This window comes from Rubrimonas cliftonensis (assembly GCF_900107585.1).
Taxonomy (GTDB): Bacteria; Pseudomonadota; Alphaproteobacteria; order Rhodobacterales; family Rhodobacteraceae; genus Rubrimonas; species Rubrimonas cliftonensis.
In genome coordinates, this window is the sequence record NZ_FNQM01000002.1 from 229,315 (window position 1) to 247,563 (window position 18,249).

The 18,249-nt window shown below is 69.8% G+C and carries 20 protein-coding genes; 13 read left to right on the top strand and 7 right to left on the bottom strand.

Annotated elements, in window-relative coordinates; genetic code table 11:
- Positions 1 to 27 precede the first annotated feature (27 nt).
- From sucD to BLW43_RS24240, 5 genes are all read right to left on the bottom strand, one after another.
- Entirely contained in the window at positions 28 to 924 is an 897-nt protein-coding gene (gene sucD / locus BLW43_RS03755; protein WP_093248546.1) for a succinate--CoA ligase subunit alpha, read from the bottom strand.
- A gap of 11 nt (positions 925 to 935) precedes the next feature.
- Positions 936 to 2,114 (bottom strand): malate--CoA ligase subunit beta, encoded by a 1,179-nt coding sequence (locus BLW43_RS03760; protein WP_093248547.1) that lies wholly within the window; start codon positions 2,112 to 2,114, stop codon positions 936 to 938.
- Positions 2,115 to 2,195: 81 nt separating this feature from the next.
- Complete coding sequence (locus tag BLW43_RS03765; protein WP_093248548.1) at positions 2,196 to 3,167, bottom strand: HpcH/HpaI aldolase/citrate lyase family protein; 972 nt, start codon at positions 3,165 to 3,167, stop codon at positions 2,196 to 2,198.
- Between the two features lie 92 nt (positions 3,168 to 3,259).
- The gene (locus BLW43_RS03770; RefSeq protein WP_093248549.1) at positions 3,260 to 4,459 is read right to left on the bottom strand and encodes an aminotransferase class V-fold PLP-dependent enzyme; all 1,200 of its coding nucleotides are present in this window, start codon (positions 4,457 to 4,459) and stop codon (positions 3,260 to 3,262) included.
- A gap of 428 nt (positions 4,460 to 4,887) precedes the next feature.
- Positions 4,888 to 5,523, bottom strand: coding sequence for a response regulator transcription factor (locus tag BLW43_RS24240; RefSeq protein WP_245730911.1), 636 nt, complete (start codon positions 5,521 to 5,523; stop codon positions 4,888 to 4,890).
- A gap of 241 nt (positions 5,524 to 5,764) precedes the next feature.
- Here BLW43_RS24240 and BLW43_RS03780 point away from each other — a divergent pair, with 241 nt between their 5' ends.
- From BLW43_RS03780 to BLW43_RS03805, 6 genes are all read left to right on the top strand, one after another.
- The gene (locus BLW43_RS03780) at positions 5,765 to 6,382 is read left to right on the top strand and encodes a 50S ribosomal protein L25/general stress protein Ctc (protein WP_093248551.1); all 618 of its coding nucleotides are present in this window, start codon (positions 5,765 to 5,767) and stop codon (positions 6,380 to 6,382) included.
- A gap of 101 nt (positions 6,383 to 6,483) precedes the next feature.
- A complete protein-coding gene (gene pth, locus BLW43_RS03785) occupies positions 6,484 to 7,188 on the top strand; it encodes an aminoacyl-tRNA hydrolase (RefSeq protein WP_093248552.1) in 705 nt (234 codons plus the stop codon).
- A gap of 73 nt (positions 7,189 to 7,261) precedes the next feature.
- On the top strand, positions 7,262 to 8,020 hold the full coding sequence (locus BLW43_RS03790; protein ID WP_093249916.1) for an SDR family oxidoreductase: 759 nt from the start codon (positions 7,262 to 7,264) through the stop codon (positions 8,018 to 8,020).
- 110 nt (positions 8,021 to 8,130) lie between these two features.
- Positions 8,131 to 8,565, top strand: a complete 435-nt coding sequence (locus BLW43_RS03795) for a CBS domain-containing protein (protein ID WP_093248553.1) — start codon at positions 8,131 to 8,133, stop codon at positions 8,563 to 8,565.
- A gap of 340 nt (positions 8,566 to 8,905) precedes the next feature.
- Positions 8,906 to 9,403, top strand: a complete 498-nt coding sequence (gene coaD / locus BLW43_RS03800) for a pantetheine-phosphate adenylyltransferase (RefSeq protein ID WP_093248554.1) — start codon at positions 8,906 to 8,908, stop codon at positions 9,401 to 9,403.
- An 82-nt stretch (positions 9,404 to 9,485) separates the two neighbouring features.
- Positions 9,486 to 10,082 carry a peptidylprolyl isomerase gene (locus BLW43_RS03805; protein ID WP_425441163.1) on the top strand — a complete coding sequence of 199 codons (597 nt, stop codon included), beginning with the start codon at positions 9,486 to 9,488 and terminating at the stop codon, positions 10,080 to 10,082.
- A 48-nt stretch (positions 10,083 to 10,130) separates the two neighbouring features.
- Here BLW43_RS03805 and BLW43_RS03810 read toward each other — a convergent pair whose 3' ends face one another.
- A complete protein-coding gene (locus BLW43_RS03810) occupies positions 10,131 to 11,033 on the bottom strand; it encodes a LysR family transcriptional regulator (RefSeq protein ID WP_093248555.1) in 903 nt (300 codons plus the stop codon).
- 252 nt (positions 11,034 to 11,285) lie between these two features.
- Here BLW43_RS03810 and BLW43_RS03815 point away from each other — a divergent pair, with 252 nt between their 5' ends.
- The 7 genes from BLW43_RS03815 (at position 11,286) to BLW43_RS03840 (ending at position 17,916) form a co-directional block, all read left to right on the top strand.
- The gene (locus BLW43_RS03815) at positions 11,286 to 12,380 is read left to right on the top strand and encodes an ABC transporter ATP-binding protein (protein WP_093248556.1); all 1,095 of its coding nucleotides are present in this window, start codon (positions 11,286 to 11,288) and stop codon (positions 12,378 to 12,380) included.
- A 71-nt stretch (positions 12,381 to 12,451) separates the two neighbouring features.
- Positions 12,452 to 13,561 carry an extracellular solute-binding protein gene (locus BLW43_RS03820; protein WP_093248558.1) on the top strand — a complete coding sequence of 370 codons (1,110 nt, stop codon included), beginning with the start codon at positions 12,452 to 12,454 and terminating at the stop codon, positions 13,559 to 13,561.
- Positions 13,562 to 13,631: 70 nt separating this feature from the next.
- Positions 13,632 to 13,955, top strand: a complete 324-nt coding sequence (locus tag BLW43_RS22835) for a DUF1330 domain-containing protein (protein ID WP_139283980.1) — start codon at positions 13,632 to 13,634, stop codon at positions 13,953 to 13,955.
- A gap of 56 nt (positions 13,956 to 14,011) precedes the next feature.
- Positions 14,012 to 15,274 (top strand): ABC transporter permease, encoded by a 1,263-nt coding sequence (locus tag BLW43_RS03825; protein WP_093249927.1) that lies wholly within the window; start codon positions 14,012 to 14,014, stop codon positions 15,272 to 15,274.
- Positions 15,275 to 15,280: 6 nt separating this feature from the next.
- Complete coding sequence (locus BLW43_RS03830; RefSeq protein WP_093248559.1) at positions 15,281 to 16,135, top strand: ABC transporter permease; 855 nt, start codon at positions 15,281 to 15,283, stop codon at positions 16,133 to 16,135.
- 22 nt (positions 16,136 to 16,157) lie between these two features.
- Positions 16,158 to 16,601 carry a type II 3-dehydroquinate dehydratase gene (gene aroQ, locus BLW43_RS03835; RefSeq protein WP_093248561.1) on the top strand — a complete coding sequence of 148 codons (444 nt, stop codon included), beginning with the start codon at positions 16,158 to 16,160 and terminating at the stop codon, positions 16,599 to 16,601.
- 67 nt (positions 16,602 to 16,668) lie between these two features.
- On the top strand, positions 16,669 to 17,916 hold the full coding sequence (locus tag BLW43_RS03840; RefSeq protein WP_093249930.1) for a CaiB/BaiF CoA transferase family protein: 1,248 nt from the start codon (positions 16,669 to 16,671) through the stop codon (positions 17,914 to 17,916).
- Positions 17,917 to 17,932: 16 nt separating this feature from the next.
- On the opposite strand, the gene hmuQ is transcribed toward BLW43_RS03840, so the two are convergent.
- On the bottom strand, positions 17,933 to 18,241 hold the full coding sequence (hmuQ, locus tag BLW43_RS03845; RefSeq protein ID WP_093248565.1) for a heme-degrading protein HmuQ: 309 nt from the start codon (positions 18,239 to 18,241) through the stop codon (positions 17,933 to 17,935).
- Positions 18,242 to 18,249 lie beyond the last annotated feature (8 nt).

The following is an 18,249-nucleotide window of genomic DNA, read 5'->3' on the forward strand; positions in this document are numbered from 1 at the left end:
CGCGGCGTTCGCCGCGCCGGACCGCGATCAGGCCATCGCCTCGGCGCCCACCATCCTCGCGACGGTTTCGCCCATCGAGGAGGGGTTGGGGCAGATCGTGACGCCAAGCTCCTGCAGCAGCGTCACCTTCTCCTGCGCGCTCTCGCCGAAGGCGGAGATGATGGCGCCGGCGTGGCCCATCTTCCGGCCCTTGGGCGCCGACAGGCCGGCGACATAGGCCGCGAGCGGCTTCTTCATGTTCTCGCGCCAGTAGCGCGCGCCCTCGGCTTCCTGCGGGCCGCCGATCTCGCCGATCATCAGCACCGCGTCGGTCTCGGGGTCGTTCTCGAACAGCTCCAGGATGTCGCGGAACGAGGAGCCGTTGATCGGGTCGCCGCCGATGCCGACCGAGGTCGACACGCCGAGGCCCAGCGTCTTGAGCTGGCTCGCCGCCTCGTAGCCGAGCGTGCCCGAGCGGCCGACGATGCCGATGCGCCCCTCGCTGTAGATGTGGTCGGGCATGATGCCCATCATCGACTTGCCGGGTGAGATCACGCCAGCGCAGTTCGGCCCCACCAGCCGCAGCCGCGTCTCGGCGCGGTAGCGGCGCAGGTAGCGCTTGACCTTCATCATGTCCTGCGAGGGGATGCCGTCGGTCACGCAGACGGCGAGGCGCACGCCGGCGTCAGCGGCCTCCATGATCGCGTCGGCTGCGAAGGGTGGCGGAACGAACACCATGGAGGCCTCCGCGCCGGTCTCGGCGACCGCGCCCTTCACCGTGTTGAACACGGGCTTGCCCAGCATGGTCTCGCCGCCGCGGCCCGGCGTCACGCCGCCGACGATGTTGGCGCCGTAGTTGATCGCCTGCTCGGTGTGGAACATGCCGATTCGGCCGGAGATGCCCTGGACGATGATCGGCGTCGACTTGTCGATGAGAATGGCCATGGTTCCCTCCCTCAGGCGGCTTTTTCGGCGGTGGGGCGGGCGGCGACGGCCTTCTCGGCGGCCTCGGCCAGCGTCTCGGCGGTGATGATCGGCAGGCCGCTCTGGGCGATGATGCGGCGGCCCTCGTCGACATTGGTGCCCGAGAGCCGGACGATCACGGGCATCTGCACGTCGAGCTTCTGGAACGCCTGAACCACGCCCTCCGCGACCCAGTCGCAGCGGTTGATGCCGGCGAAGATGTTGACCAGCATCACCTTCACGTTGGCGTCGCCGAGCACGACGCGGAACGCCTTCAGCACGCGCTCGGGGCTCGCGCCGCCGCCGATGTCGAGGAAGTTCGCGGGCGCGCCGCCGGCGAGCTTGATCATGTCCATCGTGGCCATCGCCAGCCCGGCGCCGTTGATCATGCAGCCGATGTCGCCTTCGAGGCCGACATAGGCGAGGCCGCGGTCTGCGGCGGCGCTCTCGCGCGGGTCCTCCTGGCTGCGGTCGCGCAGTTCGCTGATCTGCGGCCGGCGGAACAGCGCATTGTCGTCGAAGCTCATCTTGGCGTCGAGCGCCACGAGATCGTCGGAGCCGGTGACGACCAGCGGGTTGATCTCGACCATGGTGGCGTCGAGGTCGCGGAAGGCGCGGTAGGAGGCCATCAGGATCTTGACGAGCTTGTTGACGAGCCGGCTGTCGAGCCCCAGCCCGAAGGCCAGTTCGCGCGCCTGGTACTCCAGCAGGCCCGCGGCGGGGTCGATCGAAATGCGCAGCAGCGAGTCCGGCTCCTCGACGGCGATCTCCTCGATCTCCATGCCGCCGGCGCTGGAGGCGACCAGCATGATCCGCTCGGAGGCGCGGTCGAGCACGATGCCGAGGTAGAGCTCCTGCGCGATGTCGGTGGCCTCCTCGACATAGAGGCGGCCGACCAGCTTGCCGCGGCTGTCGGTCTGGCGTGTGACGAGGCGGCGGCCGAGCATGTCGGAGGCGGCCTCCTGGATCTCGGTCTCGGAGGAGCAGATGCGCACGCCGCCGGCCTCGCCGCGGCCTCCGGAGTGGATCTGCGCCTTCACGACCCAGCGATCGCCGCCGATCTCGCGGGCGCGGTAGCTGGCCTGTTCGGGGCTGTAGGCAAGGCCGCCGACCGGCACCGGGATGCCATAGCCCGCCAGCAGTTCCTTGGCCTGATACTCGTGGATATCCATGGGCTTATTCCTCCTGACGTTTCTTGTTTGCGCGTGGTGTGCGAAGCGGCCCGACCCCTTTCGCGGCGCCGGGCGCGCGGGTCAGGCCGCCTGCGCGGCGCCGGCCTTGGCGGCGATGGCCTCGGCGATCACCAGAACGTTGTTGGCCATCTTCTCGCTGGCCGCGTCGATCATCTTGCCGTCGAGCGAGGCGGCGCCACGGCCCTGCGCCTCCGCCTCGCGCAGCGCCGCGATGATGTTGCGGGCCTTCTCCACCTCGGCGGGCGGCGGCGAGAACACCTCGTTGGCGAGCTTGATCTGGCTGGGGTGGATCGCCCACTTGCCCTCGCAGCCGAGCGCCGCGGCGCGGCGGGCGCCGGCCATGTAGCCCTCGGGGTCGGAGAAGTCGCCGAAGGGCCCGTCGCATGCGCGAAGGCCGTAGGCGCGGCAGGCGATGACCATCCGCGTGATCGAGGCGTGCCACTGGTCGCCGGGATAGTCGGGGTTCAGCCCGCCGATGTTGGTGGTGCGGGCGCGCATCGAGGCCGCGTAGTCGGCGACCCCGAAGTGCAGCACCTCCACGCGCGGGCAGGAGAGCGCGGCGAAGCGGGCGATATCCTCGACATTGGCCATGCCGAGCGCCGTCTCGATCAGCACTTCGATGCAGACATTGTTCTTGAGGCCCTTGGCCGCGGAGATCTGGTTGATCATCGCGTCGACCATGTAGAGGTCGCCCGTGACGCCGACCTTGGGGACCAGCAGCGTATCCACCTTCTCGCCGGCCTGCTCCAGCAGGTCGACCACGTCGCGATACATGTAATGGGTGTCGAGGCCGTTGATGCGCACCGACACGGTCTTGCCCTTGCCGCGCCAGTCGATGTCGTTCAGGAGCTGCACGGCGTTCTTGCGCGCCTGCTCCTTCTCGGGGGGGGCGACGGCGTCCTCCAGGTCGAGGAACACGACGTCGGCCTCGCTCTCGGCGGCCTTCTCGACCATGCCGGGGTTGGAGGCGGGCACCGCGAGCGTGCTGCGCTGCAGGCGCTGGCGGCGAAGGGGGTGAAGCGTATGGCTCATGGCGCTGATCCTTTGTCGAGAAACCGGAAAAAAAGCCCCGGGCCGCCGCTCAAGGCGCGACGAGCCCGGGAGTCAGGGAGGTTCCGGAAACTCTATTCGGCGGCCATCTTCGCGGCGGCGCCGGCGCGCGCCTCGCGGTAGTATTCGGAAGCTGCGGCGACGCCGGCGCCGGTGTCGATCATCGCGCCGTTGTCACGCAGCGCCATGCCCGCGACCGAGAGCGCGGTCAGGCACATGCCCTCGTTCAGATCGCCCAGATGGCCGATCCGGAACGCCTTGCCGGCGAGCCGCGCGAGGCCCGAGCCGAAGGAGGTGTTGTAGGCGTCGTAGCCGGTGCGGATCACCTTCACCGCGTCCACGCCCTCGGGGACCATGATGGTGGTCACGGTGTCGCTCTCGAAGCCGGGCTGGGCGCAGATCTTGAGGCCCCAGGCGGCGACGCCGCGGCGCACGCCCTCGGCGAGGCGCGCATGGCGCGCGATGACGTTGTCGAGGCCTTCTTCCTCGAGGATCATTTTGAGCGAGACCCGCAGGCCGTGGAACAGCTGCGTGGGCGGCGTGTAGGGGAAGTAGCCGTCGCCGTTCAGCTTCAGCATGTCGGCGAATTCGAAATAGGCGCGGCGCATCCTGGCCGACTTCGACGCCTCCAGCGCCTTCGCGCTGACGCCGAGCACGCCGAGGCCGGCGGGCAGCATCAGGCCCTTCTGCGAACCCGTCACGATCAGGTCCACGCCCCAGTCGTCCATGCGGAAGTCGATCGAGCCGACGGCGGACACGCCGTCCACGAACAGCATCGCGGGGTGGCCGCTGAAGTCCAGCGCCTTGCGGACGCCCTCGATGTCGGACGATACGCCGGTGGCGGTCTCGTTGTGGGTGGCGAACACGGCCTTGATGGCGTGCGCCCCGTCGGCGGCGAGGACGGCGGCGTAGTCCTCGACCGGCACGCCCCGGCCCCACTCGACGTCGATCACATGGACGTCGAGGCCGAGACGCTCGGCCATCTCATGCCAGAGGTGGCTGAACTGGCCGAAGCGGCTCATCAGCACCTTGTCGCCGGGGTTCAGCGTGTTGGTGATCGCGGCTTCCCAGGCGCCGGTGCCGGAGCCGGGGAACATGAAGACCGTGCCGGTCTCGGTGCGCAGAATATTCTTCAGCCCTGCGAACAGCGGCTTCGTGAGGTCGCCGAAGTCGGGTGCGCGCATGTCCTGCATCGGCACGTTCATCGCCTGTCGCACGCGCTCGGGGACGTTGGTCGGGCCGGGAATGAACAGGTGGTTGATGCCGGTCTTCATGGCGCAATCTCCTCCAGGTGCGCGCCTCTGAAGCGGGGCGCTGTGCGAATCTCCGCAACTTTATTGCGCTGGGCGCCTGATTCGCAGAACCCTCCGCCGGAGACAAAACGCTCGCCGGGCGGGTAGGGGCGCATCACCCGTTCGGGCCGCCCCAGTTCGCGCCCCAGTTCGCGCCCCAATTCACGCTGCGGGTCGCGTCCTCCGGGGGGCGGTCGCCTCCAGTCACGCCTGCCGCCGCACCGGCCGAGGATGGCGCGCATGGCCGCCATGCGATGCGCCGGATCCCGCAAGGCGCGGCCGGCGATCGTCGCGGGGGCGCCGACCGAGGCGGGCCGCCGTCTCGTCGGCCGGGCCGAGGGGCGCCGTGGGCGGCGCGCAGCGCGGCGTCCGGCGCATCGAACGCGCCGGATCCAGCCCGCGTCGGGGGCTCACATGGCGCGTTCGGTCAGGTAGCGCGCCACCGCGGCGGCCCGGTTGGGCACGTCGAGCTTGGAGAACAGAACCTTGAGGTGATGCTTGACGGTGTTGGGGGAGATGCCGAGCCGAGCGCTGATCTGGTCGTTCGTCCAGCCCTGCGCGAGCGCGCCAAGCACGTCGCGCTCGCGCGCGGTCAGCCGCTCGAACGGGTCCGAGCGCAGCATCTCGAAATCGACGTAGGGAAAGCTGGAGCGACCGGCCGCGACGGCGCGGATCGCCTCAAGCAGCGTCTCCGGCGGGTCGGCCTCGGTGACGCAGCCGCGCGCGCCGGCCTGCATCGCGTCGCGCACGCGGGCGGGCGTGGCGGCGCGCAGCCGCGCGATGGCCCGGACCTCCGGCTGGCGGCGCCGAAGCTTCTCGAGATACGGCACGAGGCCGCCGCCCCCGGCGCCGCCCCCCTCCGCCGCGCCGGCCGCCCCGAGTCGGGCGCAGACCACCGCGAGGTCGACGCCCGCGATCTTGGCCTCGCGCATGAGCCGCTCGCCGGTCTCGTCGGCGAAGGCGATGGAGAAACGGCCCTCTTCGCGCAGGACTGCGTCCAGCCCCTGCACGAACCAGGCGTTAGGGTCGACGACTGCGATTTTCACGATAGTTCCTCCCTGCGCCATTCCTCAGCACGCAAGGCGGGGGGTCAAGAGGGCCCTGCGCGGCGGCCGGGCGCAGGGTAGCCGCAGGGCGGGCGGCGCAGGGCAGCCGAAGAGGGCCGCGCCGCGCAGGGGCGGTCGCAGATTCGACCTTCCCTCCGGCCGCCGCGTGGATTATACGCGCGCTCAGCCGCGGCGACCGCACCCCTGGAGGCGCGCCGCATCAACCTTGAAGGAGCCGACCATGGGCGCAACGACGACGCTCGAGGCCACGGCGCGCGAGGGGACGGGCAAGGGGGCCGCCCGTACTGCGCGACGCAATGGACTCGTTCCCGGCGTGATCTATGGCGGCGGGGAAGCCCCGCAGCCGATCAACGTCAAGTTCAACGAGTTGCTGAAGCTGCTCAAGAAGGGCAAGTTCCTGTCGAGCCTGCACAACGTCGTGGTGGACGGCAAGGACAACCGCGTGATCTGCCGCGCCGTGCAGCGCGACGTGGTGAAGGACATGCCGACGCATGTCGACTTCCAGCGCCTCAGCGAGCGCTCGCGCATCAAGCTGTTCATCCCGGTCGAGTTCCTGAACCAGGGAACCTGCCCCGGCCTCAAGCGCGGCGGCACGCTGAACGTGGTGCGTCACGAGGTGGAGCTGAACGTGACGGCGGGGAGCATCCCCGACCGCATCGAGGTCGACCTCGGCGCTGCGCAGCTCAACGACGTCATCAAGATCTCGGCGGTGACGCTGCCGGCCGGCGTGACGCCGACGATCACGGACCGCGACTTCGTCATCTGCTCGATCGCGACGCCGTCCGGCTTCGTCGACGCCGGCGAGGAAGGCGAGGGCGAGGAGGCGGCGGAGGCTTGAGCCCCGCCGCGCCCTTTGGCCCCAAGGACGGGGCCCCGAAAGACGCGCGCCGCCCCTCGCCGGGCGGCGCAGCCGTTTCAGGGGGCGAAAGGATCGGGTCGATGCGTCTGTTCGTCGGGCTGGGAAACCCGGGCCCCCGCTACGCCGACACGCGGCACAATATCGGCTGGATGGCGCTGGACGCCATCGCCGAAGCCCACGCCTTCGCGCCCTTCCGCGCGAAGTTCCAGGGCCGGCTCGCCGAGGGCGTGCTGGGCGGCGAGAAGGTCATGCTGCTCAAGCCCGAGACCTTCATGAACCTCTCCGGCCAGTCGGTCGGCGAGGCGGCGCGCTTCCACAAGCTCGCGCCGTCGGAGATCGTGGTGTTCCATGACGAGCTCGACCTCGCGCCTGGCAAGCTGCGGGTGAAGCTGGGCGGCGGCCACGCCGGCCACAACGGGCTGCGCTCGCTCCACCAGCACATCGGGCCGGACTATGCGCGCGTGCGGATGGGCATCGGCCATCCCGGCGACAAGAACCGTGTCGCGGATTATGTGCTGCACCCCTTCCACAAGGCCGACCGGGAGTGGCTCGACGACATGCTCGCCGGCGTCTGCGACGGCGTTGCGAAACTTGCGGCGGGCGACGCGGCCGGCTTCCAGAACGCCGTCGCGCTGCGCATGGCCCCGCCGAAGCCGCCAAGACCGCTGAAGCCGGAGGCGCGGCCGCAAGCGGGCCCGGACGCCGCCCCCGCCCGGCCGCAGGCGCAGGGCGCTGACGGGCCCACCTCTCCCTTCGACGCGCTAAAGGGTCTGCTGCGCCGCTGAGCCGTCGGGCTTGCCGCCCGCCGCGCGAGCGCCGAATGTCCCGCCCGACGACTGGCGGAGAGGGGACATGAGCATGGGCGTTTCAGGCAAGGTCGCGCTGGTGACGGGCGCGAGCCAGGGGATCGGGCGCGCGACGGCGGACGCCTTCGCCAGGGCCGGGGCGCGCGTCGTCTATGCCGCGCGACGCGCCGACGCCGTGGCGCAGGCGGCCGAGGCCGCGGCGGCTGGCGGCGCGGAGACGCTTGGCGTCGCCTGCGACGTGACCGACCCCACTGCCGTCGACGCCCTTTTCGCCGCCATCCTCGACCGCTTCGGCCGCCTCGACGTCGTCTTCAACAACGCCGGCGCTGCGATGCCCGCGACGGAGACGGGCGACGTGAGCTGGGAGGACTGGCGCCGGCTGGTCTCGGTGAACCTCGACGGCGCCTTCCTCGTCGCGCGCGGGGCGTTCCGCATGATGCGCGCGCAGGCGCCGAAGGGCGGGCGCATCGTCAACAACGGCTCGATCTCGGCCCATGCGCCGCGCATCGGGTCGATCGCCTACACCGCCTCCAAGCACGCGATAACCGGGCTCACCAAGACGATTTCGCTCGACGGCCGCCAGCATGACATCGCCTGCGGCCAGATCGACATCGGCAACGCGGCTTCCGACATGACGGCGGCGATGACGAAGGGCGTGCCGCAGGCGGACGGCTCGATGAAGGTCGAGCCGGTGATGGACGTCGCCCATGTCGCCGACGCGGTGCTCCACATGGCCTCCCTCCCGCTGGAGGCGAACGTCCAGTTCATGACGGTGATGGCGACGAAGATGCCTTTCGTCGGGCGCGGCTGACCACAGCCGCGCGGCTGCGGCTTGTCGTTCATTGCAATGAGCGGCGTCTGCGCGCACCATTCCCTCAAGAGAATGGCCCGCCGGGGCCGCACGCAGGGAGGGAATGCGACATGACGGTGACGGCGATCCTGCAGCAGAAGGGCTCTCGCGACGTCTCCACCATCCGGCCCGACGCGCTGCTGGCCGAGTGCGTCCGCGAACTGGCCGCGCGCAAGATCGGCGCGCTGGTCGTCTCGGGCGACGGCCGGCGGGTGGAGGGCATCATCTCGGAGCGGGACGTCGTGCGCGTGCTGGCCGAGCACGGCGCGGCCTGCCTGCAGCGGCCGGTCTCCAGCGTCATGACGACGGGGGTGGAGTTCGCGGCGGACGGCGACCGCGCTCTCGACGTGCTCCAGCGCATGACCAGAGGGCGCTTCCGCCACATGCCGGTGGTGCGCGACGGCCAGCTCAGCGCCGTCATCTCCATCGGCGACGTGGTGAAATACCGCATGAGCGAGATCGAGATGGAGCGTTCGGCGCTGGAGGACATGGTGAAGGGCTTCTGAGCCGCGCCATGGTCACGCCCGCCTGCGTCGCGACGCTCGCGCGCGGCTACCGACGGCGAGGCGACGCGGGCGGAGGCCGAGAGGGCGGCGTCGAAGCGCGACCGGGCCGCACGCCTCTCCGGGCGGATCGGGCGGCGTGGCCGGACGCCCCGCGGCGCTCTGCGCCCCGCATCGGTTCGATCGCCGGATCGGCCTCCGGGGCGGGCGCGACGCCGACAGCCGCGGGCGCCCGATCCGCCTTGCCCGCCCGAAACCGCCTGAACCGCGCGATGCGCCGCACTTGACCCGGCGCGCGCAAGAATGTTGCCTGCGACGCTCATGAAGCCGCGAGGAGGGGCGCGTGCGCATCGGACTGTATCCCGGGACGTTCGATCCCGTGACGCTCGGCCATTCCGACATCATCCGCCGCGCGGCCAAGCTGGTCGACCGGCTGGTGATCGGCGTGGCGATCAACCGCGACAAGGGCCCGCTCTTCAAGCTGGAGGAGCGGGTCGAGATGCTGGAGGAGGAACTCGCGCCAGTGCGCGACGCCGGCGCCGACATCGAGGTGCGGCCCTTCGAAAACCTGCTGATGCACTTCGCCGAGGATGTCGGCGCCGGCGTGATCTTCCGCGGGCTGCGCGCCGTGTCCGACTTCGAGTACGAGTTCCAGATGGTCGGCATGAACCGCGCGCTCAACGACGAGATCGAGACGGTGTTCCTCATGGCCGAGGCCAATCACCAGGCCATCGCCTCGAAGCTCGTTAAGGAGATCGCGCGTCTCGGCGGCGACGTCTCCGCCTTCGTGACGCCTTCGGTGATGACGCGGCTCACCGACAAGTTCGGCATGACGGGTTGACCCCGCGCCGCGCGCGGCCCATCGGAGGGCCCCGTTCACCCGGCCCGACCATGGGCCGGCGTTCGCAGGAGAGCCGCACATGATGGACCGTCGCATGTTCGCCGCCGGCGCGCTTGTCGCCGCGGCCTTCGCCATTTCCGCACAGGAGGCCGCAGCCTTGGACGTCAAGGATCCAGAGAACACCCTAGTCATGACCCTGAGAAGCGGCGACGTGATCATCGAGCTGATGCCCGACGTCGCGCCGCAGCATGTCGAGCGCGTCAAGACCCTCGCCCGCGAGGGCGCCTATGACGGCGTGGCCTTCCACCGCGTCATTCCCGGCTTCATGGCGCAGACCGGCGACGTCGAGCACGGGAACACGACCAAGGGTTTCAGCGCCGGCCGGGCGGGCACCGGCGGCTCGAACTATCCCGACCTCAAGGCTGAGTTCTCGCAGACGCCGTTCGAGCGCGGCACGCTCGGCATGGCGCGCAGCCAGTCGCCCAACAGCGCCAACAGCCAGTTCTTCATCTGCTTCGAGGAATCGGCGTGGCTGAACGGCCAGTACACGGTGTTCGGCAAGGTGGTGGACGGCATGCAGCATGTCGACAACATCAAGATGGGCTCGCGCGCGGACAACGGCGCCATCGACGGCGATCCGGATGCGATCATCTCGCTGAAGGTGGCGGCGGACCTCTGACGTCCGACGCCCGACCGTCGGGGGCCGGCGGGCGCCGCGCGGCGGCGCTCACCAGTCCGGGCCGACGCCCTTGAAGCGCTCGGCGAGGAAGTCGACGAAGACCCGCAGCTTCGGCTGCGGGAAACGTCCGGCGGGGTAGACCGCCCAGACGCCGAGAGGCGCCGGGCGCGCGTGCGGCAGCACCTCCACGAGCCGGCCGTCCCGCAGGAACGGCGCCGCGATGAAGGCGGGTGAGAATGCGACGCCGAGGCCGGCCGCCGCAGCCAGCGCCAGCGCATCGCCGTTGTTGATCGTCAGCCGTCCCTGCGCGCGCACCTGCCGCTCCTCGCCCGAAGGGCCGCGCAGCCGCCAGGCGCCGCCGGAGGCGAGGTTGGCGTAGTGCAGCAGGTCGTGCTCGCCAAGCTCCTCCGGCGTCGTCGGCGCGCCGCGCCGGGCGACATAGTCGGGCGAGGCCACAAGCACGAGGTGCGTCTCGGCCAGTTTGCGCGCCATGAGCGAGCTGTCGGGCAGCGCGCCGATTCGCACCGCCATGTCGAAGCCTTCCGCCACGATCTCGACGAAGCGATCGTCCAGCGTCATGCGCGCGGCGACGTTGGGATAGGCGCAGAGAAAATCCGAGACCGCCGGCGCCAGATGCGCAAGCCCGAAACTCACCGGCGCCGAGACGCGCAGTTCGCCCTTCGGCGCGCCCTGCATCGAGGCCGCCATGGCGTCCGCCTCGCCCGCATCCATCAGCACGCGCACGGCGCGGTCATAGTAGGCGAGCCCGATGTCGGTGGGGCTCACGCGGCGGGTGGTGCGGTTGAGCAGACGCGCGCCGAGCCGCGCCTCCAGCGCCGAGACATGCTTGGATATCGCGGACTTGGAGACGCCCATCTTGCGGGCCGCATCGGTGAAGCCGCCGAGGTCCACGACCCTGACGAAGGCCTCCATCTCCGTGAGCCGGTCCATCGCATCCCCTCGCGCCCGCGCCGGCGCACGGACCGGAGCGCGCAGTGTTAACGGGCGCCGCCGGGGCTGGGCAAGACGGGGCGGCCACCTCTGCGCACGCCGCGCAACCAAGGCCGCGCGCGGCGCCCAAAAGGCAGGCGACGCGCCGCAGAAGAACGAAAAAACGCCGCGAACCGGTTGTGACTTCGGGTTCGGACATGCTTAGCTTGGACACGAGCGCCGACAGAGCGCATGGAAAGACAGGGTGAGCCGATGGGCGATGGCGCCGGCGAGAAGCCGTTCGTGGTCTTTGATCGCGTTCAGAAAAGCTACGACGGTGAGACTCTGGTCGTGAAGGATCTGAATCTCGGCATCGGCAAGGGCGAGTTCCTGACCATGCTCGGGCCGTCCGGCTCGGGCAAGACGACCTGCCTGATGATGCTCGCAGGCTTCGAGACCGCCACCCACGGCGAGATCCGCCTCGGCGAGAAGCCGATCAACAACATCCCGCCGCATCGCCGCGGCATCGGGATGGTGTTCCAGAACTACGCGCTCTTTCCGCACATGACCGTGGCGGAGAATCTCGCCTTTCCCCTCCAGGTCCGCAAGACGCCGAAGGCGGAGATCGAGGCCAAGGTGCGGCGCGCGCTCGACATGGTTCAGATGGGCGCTTTCGGCGGTCGTCGTCCGGCGCAGCTCTCCGGCGGCCAGCAGCAGCGCGTCGCGGTGGCGCGCGCGCTGGTGTTCGACCCCGAACTCGTGCTGATGGACGAGCCGCTGGGCGCGCTCGACAAGCAGCTGCGCGAGCAGATGCAGTACGAGATCAAGCACATTCACGACAGCCTCGGCGTGACGGTGGTGTATGTCACGCACGATCAGGCCGAGGCGCTGACCATGAGCGACCGCGTGGCCGTGTTCAACGACGGCGTCATCCAGCAGCTTTCGCCGCCGCAGGTGCTCTACGAGCGCCCGATGACCAGCTTCGTCGCGCAGTTCATCGGCGAGAACAACAAGCTCGCAGGCCGGGTCAAGGCCATCGAGGACGGCGAGGCGCTGGTGGAGATCGACGGCGGCGGCTTCTCGCGCGCGCTGGCGGTCAACTGCGGCGACGCCGGCTCGCGCACCCAGCTCTCCATCCGCCCCGAGCGGGTCACGGTGGGCGAGAGCAACCTGCCCAACCGCGCCGAGGCCCGGGTGCAGGAGCTGATCTATCTCGGTGACCATATCCGCTGCCGCATGAGCGTGCTCGGCTACGAGGATTTCGTCGTCAAGGTGCCCAACACCCCCGGCCACGCCCATCTCGCCGCCGGCGAGACCACGACCGTGGCTTGGCATACCGAGGATTGCCGCGCGCTCGACGCCGCCTGAAGCGGTCGCGCGCGGACACTCAGGCCCCGCATTGCGCCGGGGCGACTTTTGAACCAACCGGGAGACCACCTATGCGGAAAACGCTTCTAGCCGGAACGGCGCTCGTCGCTGCGGCCGCGGCGCCGAGCTTCGCCCAGAACATGGAAGGGACCCTGACCATCGTTTCCTGGGGCGGGGCCTACTCGGCGTCGCAGCAGAACGCGTACCACGCGCCCTACCTCGAGAAGAACCCGGGCGTCACCATCGTGAACGACGAGAGCTCCGCCGAGGCTGTCGCCCGGCTGCGCGCGATGACCGAGGCCGGCAACGTCACCTGGGACATCGTGGACGTGACCGGCGCCGACGCCATCCGCCTCTGCGACGAGGGGCTGGCGATGGAGATCGACCACAACGAGTGGCTGGCGCCGGCCCCCGACGGCACGCCCGCCACCGAGGACTTCGGCGAGACCATCCACACCGACTGCTTCATCCCGCAGATCGTGTTCTCCACGACCTTCGGCTACCGCACCGACGTGGAGGCCTGGGAGGGCCGCGAGCCCGACGACCTGTGCGACGTGTTCGACCTCGAGGCGTTCCCCGGCACCCGCAGCCTCGAGCGGCGCCCGATCTCGAACCTCGAATGGGCGCTGATCTGCGACGGCGTCGCGATCGACGACGTCTATGACGTGCTGGAGACCAACGAGGGCCAGGCCCGCGCCTTCGCCAAGCTCGACACCATCAAGGACAGCACGATCTGGTGGACCGCCGGCGCCGAGACGCCGCAGCGGCTGGCCGACGGCGAAGTGGTGATCGGCTCCACCTACAACGGGCGGCTGTTCTCGCTGATCGTCGAGCAGAACCAGCCGGTCAAGATGCTGTGGGACTGGCAGACCTTCGACCTCGACGGCTGGATCATCCCCGCCGACGTGCCGGATGAGAAGCTGCCCCTGATCAAGGACTACATCCGCTTCGCGACCGACACTCAGCGGCTGGCCGATCAGGCGAAGTACATCTCCTACGGCCCGGCGCGCGCGTCCTCGGCGCCGCTGGTCAGCACCCATGCCGAACTCGGCATCGAGATGGCGCCGCACATGCCGACCGACCCGAACAACGCGGGCAACACCTTCCTGTTCAACTACGAATGGTGGGCGGACAACCGCGACGATCTCGACGCGAAGTTCCAGGCCTGGCTGACGCGCTGAGCCGGTCTTGGCGCGGGCGGTTCGCCGCCCGCGCCGGCGCCCGCGCGTGCGCGGGTTTCGGGAGGCGGACATGGCCAAGGGCTGCTGGATCGTCGGCGTCGACGCGACCAACCCCGACCGTTTCGGACGCTACGTCGGGGCGTCGGCGCCTGGCCTGACGGGGCTGCGCGCGACCCGCCTAATGCGCCGCGCCGCGCATGACGGAGCCGAGGGCGCGCGTCGCGGCGTCGACATCGTCGTGGCGTTTGGCGGCCATGCAGGCGCCCTGTCACGCCGTCGTCTTGCGTCAGCCCGTCGGAAGAGCGCGCTCCACCGCCTCGCCCCTTCGCCCGGCGCCTTCCTGGCACGGGAAAAGCGCGGAATGAAGCTGAACCGTCGGAGGAGAGCCCGATGACCGACGCCACCCTTGGCGGCCCGAGCCGAGCGCCCTCGCGCGAGGAGCAGGCCGCGATGGCCGAGAAAAGCGAGGGCGGCGTGATGCTCGCGGCCGACGGCACGCCGCTGAAGCTGAGCCTCGCGCGCTCGCTGCGCCGCAAGCGGCTGCGTGCCTTCCTTCTCGTGCTGCCGCTGCTGGCCTTCGTGCTGCTGACCTTCATCGCGCCGATCGCGGACATGCTGTTCCGCTCGGTCGAGAACCAGATCATCCCCGACAACATGCCCCGCACCGTAGCGGCGCTGGAGGAATGGGACCCCGCCGAGAGCGAGCTGCCGCCGGACGCCGCCTTCGAGGCGCTGGTGCTGGACATGGTGGAGATGGAGGCCGCCAAGAGCCACACGCGGGTCGGCTCGCGCCTGAACTACGAGCAGTCAGGCATGTCGGGGCTGTTCCGCAAGACCGGGCGCCGGGCCGACCGCGTCGAGGGCGACTACCGGGCGGGCCTCATCGCCATCGACGAGGAGTGGGGCGAGCGCCAGACCTGGACCACCCTGAAGAACTTCTCCGGCGCCTACACGCTGGGGTATTTCCTCTCGGCGGTGGACATGACCTACGGCGAGACAGGGGAGATCGTCGCCAAGCCCGAACTGCAGCAGATCTACATGTTCCTGTTCGAGCGCACGCTCTGGCTGTCTCTGGCGATCACGGGGACGACGCTGCTGCTGGGCTATCCGATCGCCTACCTGCTCGCCAACCTGCCCATGCGCACCTCCAATCTGCTGCTGATCCTGGTGCTGCTGCCGTTCTGGACCTCGCTTCTGGTGCGAACGTCCTCGTGGATCGTCATCCTCCAGCAGCAGGGCGTGCTCAACGACACGCTGGTGGCGCTGGGGCTGATCGACGACCAGAACCGCCTGAGCCTGATCTTCAACCAGACCGGCACCATCGTGGCGATGACGCATATCCTGCTGCCATTCATGATCCTGCCGCTCTATTCGGTGATGAAGACCATACCGCCCAGCTATGTGCGCGCGGCGAAGTCGCTCGGCGCGACGAACTGGACCGCATTCTGGCGGGTCTACTTCCCCCAGTCGATCCCCGGCATCGGCGCTGGGGCCATCCTCGTCTTCATCCTGTCGATCGGCTACTACATCACGCCGGAACTGGTGGGCGGCACCTCGGGCGTGTTCATCTCGAACCGGATCGCCTATCACATCTCCAGTTCGCTCAACTGGGGGCTGGCGGCGGCGCTCGCGGTGATCCTGCTGATCGCCGTGATGGGGCTCTACTGGCTCTACGATCGCATCGTCGGCATCGACAACGTCAAGCTGGGGTAACCGACCATGGCCGCACTCCCTCCCTACGCCGGGCTTGGCGAACGCGTCTGGTGGTATTCGTTCCGCGTGATCTGCGGGCTGATCTTCCTGTTCCTGATCCTGCCGATCCTGATCATCATCCCGCTGAGCTTCAACGCGGAGGACTTCTTCACCTTCACGCCCGGGATGCTGGCGTTCGACGCCGAGGCGTATTCGCTGAAGCACTATGTGACCTTCCTGACCGACGAACGCTGGACGCGGGCGGTGCAGAACTCGTTCATGATCGCGCCGGCGGCGACGCTGCTCTCCACCGCGCTGGGCACGCTGGCGGCGATCGGGCTCAGCCAGGGGACGATGCCCTACAAGGGCGCGATCATGGCGGTGCTGATCTCGCCGATGATCGTGCCGCTGATCATCTCGGCGGCCGGCATGTACTTCTTCTACAGCCGCATCGGCCTGCAGGGGACCTACGCCGGCGTGATCCTCGCCCACGCCGTGCTCGGCACGCCCTTCGTCATCATCACCGTGACGGCTACGCTGGTGGGATTCGACCGCAGCCTGACGCGGGCGGCGGCCAATCTCGGGGCCGGGCCCGTGACGACCTTCTTCAAGGTGCAGATGCCGCTGATCCTGCCGGGCGTGATCTCCGGCGGGCTTTTCGCCTTCATCACCTCCTTCGACGAGGTGGTGGTGGTGCTGTTCGTCGGCGCCCAGCAGCAGAAGACGCTGCCGTGGCAGATGTTCACCGGCTTGCGCGAGCAGATTTCGCCCGCCATTCTCGCCGCAGCCACCATTCTGGTGACGTTCTCGATCATCCTGCTGGCGACGGTGGAGATCCTGCGGCGACGCTCCGAGCGGCTGCGCGGCATGTCTCCGGGCTGACGCCCGACCCGGAGACTCCGCGATGCCCGACCGCGTGTTCGCGCTCAACGGCCCGAACCTCAACCTGCTCGGCCAGCGCCAGCCCGAGATCTACGGCGCGGCGACGCTGGCCGACGTGGAGCGGGAGTGCGCGGCGCTCTGCGGCGAGCTGGGGCTCGCGCTCGAGTTCCGCCAGAGCAACCATGAGGGCGTGCTGGTCGACTGGGTGCAGGAGGCGCGCGGCGCCGCGAAGGCGATCGTCATCAACCCCGGCGCCTTCACCCACACCTCCGTCGCGCTGCTCGACGCGCTGAACGCGTTCGACGGGCCGGTGATCGAGGTCCACATCTCCAATGTCCACAAGCGCGAGGACTTCCGCCGCCATTCCTACGTCTCGCTGCGCGCCGACGGGGTGATCGCCGGCTGCGGGACCGACGGCTACGGGCTCGCGCTGCGCCGGGTCGCGAACCTTCTCGCAAGGCCCTGAGCGCCGCGCCCTTGAGGCGCTCCGCGCGATGGGACAGTCTCCGCCGACCAGTTCGGGGAGACGGATGATGGCGCAGGACAAGGCCGCGTTTCGCGACGGGCCGCTCACCGGGCTGAGGGTGCTCGACATGAGCCGCGTGCTCGCCGGCCCCTCCTGCGGCCAGCATCTCGGCGACCTGGGCGCCGACGTGATCAAGATCGAGCGCCCCGGCGCCGGCGACGACACCCGCGCCTGGGGGCCGCCCTTCGTGAAGGACGAGGCGGGTCGCGACACGGCCGAGAGCGCCTATTACCTCTGCGCCAACCGCAACAAGCGCTCCGCGGCGGTGAACCTCGCCAGCGAGGCGGGCCTCGCCGTCATCCGCCGCCTCGCCAGCCGCGCCGACATCCTGCTGGAGAACTTCAAGCTGGGCGATCTCGAGCGGCGCGGGCTCGGCTACGCGGCGCTGTCGGCGGAGAACCCCGGGCTGATCTACTGCTCCATCACCGGCTTCGGACAGGACGGGCCGGCGGCGCGGCGGCCGGGCTACGACTTCATGATCCAGGGGCTCGGCGGCATCATGTCGGTGACGGGGGAGGCGGGGCGCGAGCCGATGAAGGTCGGTGTGGGCATCGCCGACGTGATGACCGGCATGTACGCCTGCACCGCGATCCTCGCCGCGCTGAACGCTCGTCAGACCACCGGGCGCGGGCAGCACATCGACGTGGCGCTGTTCGACAGCCAGCTCGCCTGGCTCATCAACCAGGGCACGGCCTACCTCACCAGCGGCGAGACGCCGGTGCGGCGCGGCAACGCGCATCCGACGATCGTGCCCTACGAGACCTTCGAGGCCTCCGACGGCTGGTTCATCATCGCCTGCGGCAATGACGGCCAGTTCGCCCGGCTCTGTGCGGCGCTGGGCGCCCCGGCGCTTGCGCAGGGGCCGGACTACGCGACGAACCGCGCACGCGTCGAGGCGCGCGGGCGGCTGGTCCCGGCGCTCAACGCGCTGACGCGGGCGCAGCCCAGGGCGCACTGGCTCGCCGCGCTGGAGAAAGCCGGCGTGCCCTGCGGCCCGGTCAACGACATCGCGCAGGCCTTCGCCGAGCCGCAGGCCGTCCACCGCGGTGCGCGGCTCAGCCTGCCGCATCCCACGGCGGCGGGCGGCGCGGTCGAGACCATCGCCAACCCGGTGCGCCTCAGCGAGACGCCGGTGAGCTATCGCCACGCGCCGCCGACGCTCGGCCAGCACACCGCCGAGGTGCTCGCGGAGGCCGGCTATTCGGCGGCGGAGGTCGCGGCGCTTCAGGCCGAGGGGGCGGTGGCCTGCGGCTGACGCGCGCCCGCCCGGCTCAGACGCCGTCGACCGGCTCGAAGCCCTCGAACTCCGGCGGGCCGAGATAGAGCGGCTTCACGCCGCCGAGGTCGCCATGGGAGGCGCGGAACGAGGGCGACTTCATCCAGCCCATGAACGCCTCCCTGCTCTCCCAGGTGCTGTGCGAGCAGTAGAGGACGTGGTCCTCCCGCTCCGGCCCCTTCAAAAGCTGGAACGAGACGAAGCCGGGCGTCTCGGCGAGGCGGCTGTCGCGCCGGCGCCAGACCGTCTCGAACGCTTCCTCCGATCCCTTCGCCACCCTGAAGCGGTTCATCGCCACATACATCGGATGTT

Excerpts from the sequence above, each read along its gene's own strand:
- sucD (WP_093248546.1), bottom strand. The coding sequence starts at position 924 with ATGGCCATTCTCATCGACAAGTCGACGCCGATCATCGTCCAGGGCATC.
- BLW43_RS03760 (WP_093248547.1), bottom strand. The coding sequence starts at position 2,114 with ATGGATATCCACGAGTATCAGGCCAAGGAACTGCTGGCGGGCTATGGC.
- BLW43_RS03765 (WP_093248548.1), bottom strand. The coding sequence starts at position 3,167 with ATGAGCCATACGCTTCACCCCCTTCGCCGCCAGCGCCTGCAGCGCAGC.
- BLW43_RS03770 (WP_093248549.1), bottom strand. The coding sequence starts at position 4,459 with ATGAAGACCGGCATCAACCACCTGTTCATTCCCGGCCCGACCAACGTC.
- BLW43_RS03780 (WP_093248551.1), top strand. The coding sequence starts at position 5,765 with ATGGGCGCAACGACGACGCTCGAGGCCACGGCGCGCGAGGGGACGGGC.
- pth (WP_093248552.1), top strand. The coding sequence starts at position 6,484 with ATGCGTCTGTTCGTCGGGCTGGGAAACCCGGGCCCCCGCTACGCCGAC.
- BLW43_RS03790 (WP_093249916.1), top strand. The coding sequence starts at position 7,262 with ATGGGCGTTTCAGGCAAGGTCGCGCTGGTGACGGGCGCGAGCCAGGGG.
- BLW43_RS03795 (WP_093248553.1), top strand. The coding sequence starts at position 8,131 with ATGACGGTGACGGCGATCCTGCAGCAGAAGGGCTCTCGCGACGTCTCC.
- BLW43_RS03805 (WP_425441163.1), top strand. The coding sequence starts at position 9,486 with ATGGACCGTCGCATGTTCGCCGCCGGCGCGCTTGTCGCCGCGGCCTTC.
- BLW43_RS03810 (WP_093248555.1), bottom strand. The coding sequence starts at position 11,033 with ATGGACCGGCTCACGGAGATGGAGGCCTTCGTCAGGGTCGTGGACCTC.
- BLW43_RS03815 (WP_093248556.1), top strand. The coding sequence starts at position 11,286 with ATGGGCGATGGCGCCGGCGAGAAGCCGTTCGTGGTCTTTGATCGCGTT.
- BLW43_RS03820 (WP_093248558.1), top strand. The coding sequence starts at position 12,452 with ATGCGGAAAACGCTTCTAGCCGGAACGGCGCTCGTCGCTGCGGCCGCG.
- BLW43_RS22835 (WP_139283980.1), top strand. The coding sequence starts at position 13,632 with ATGGCCAAGGGCTGCTGGATCGTCGGCGTCGACGCGACCAACCCCGAC.
- BLW43_RS03825 (WP_093249927.1), top strand. The coding sequence starts at position 14,012 with ATGGCCGAGAAAAGCGAGGGCGGCGTGATGCTCGCGGCCGACGGCACG.
- BLW43_RS03830 (WP_093248559.1), top strand. The coding sequence starts at position 15,281 with ATGGCCGCACTCCCTCCCTACGCCGGGCTTGGCGAACGCGTCTGGTGG.
- aroQ (WP_093248561.1), top strand. The coding sequence starts at position 16,158 with ATGCCCGACCGCGTGTTCGCGCTCAACGGCCCGAACCTCAACCTGCTC.
- BLW43_RS03840 (WP_093249930.1), top strand. The coding sequence starts at position 16,669 with ATGGCGCAGGACAAGGCCGCGTTTCGCGACGGGCCGCTCACCGGGCTG.
- hmuQ (WP_093248565.1), bottom strand. The coding sequence starts at position 18,241 with ATGTATGTGGCGATGAACCGCTTCAGGGTGGCGAAGGGATCGGAGGAA.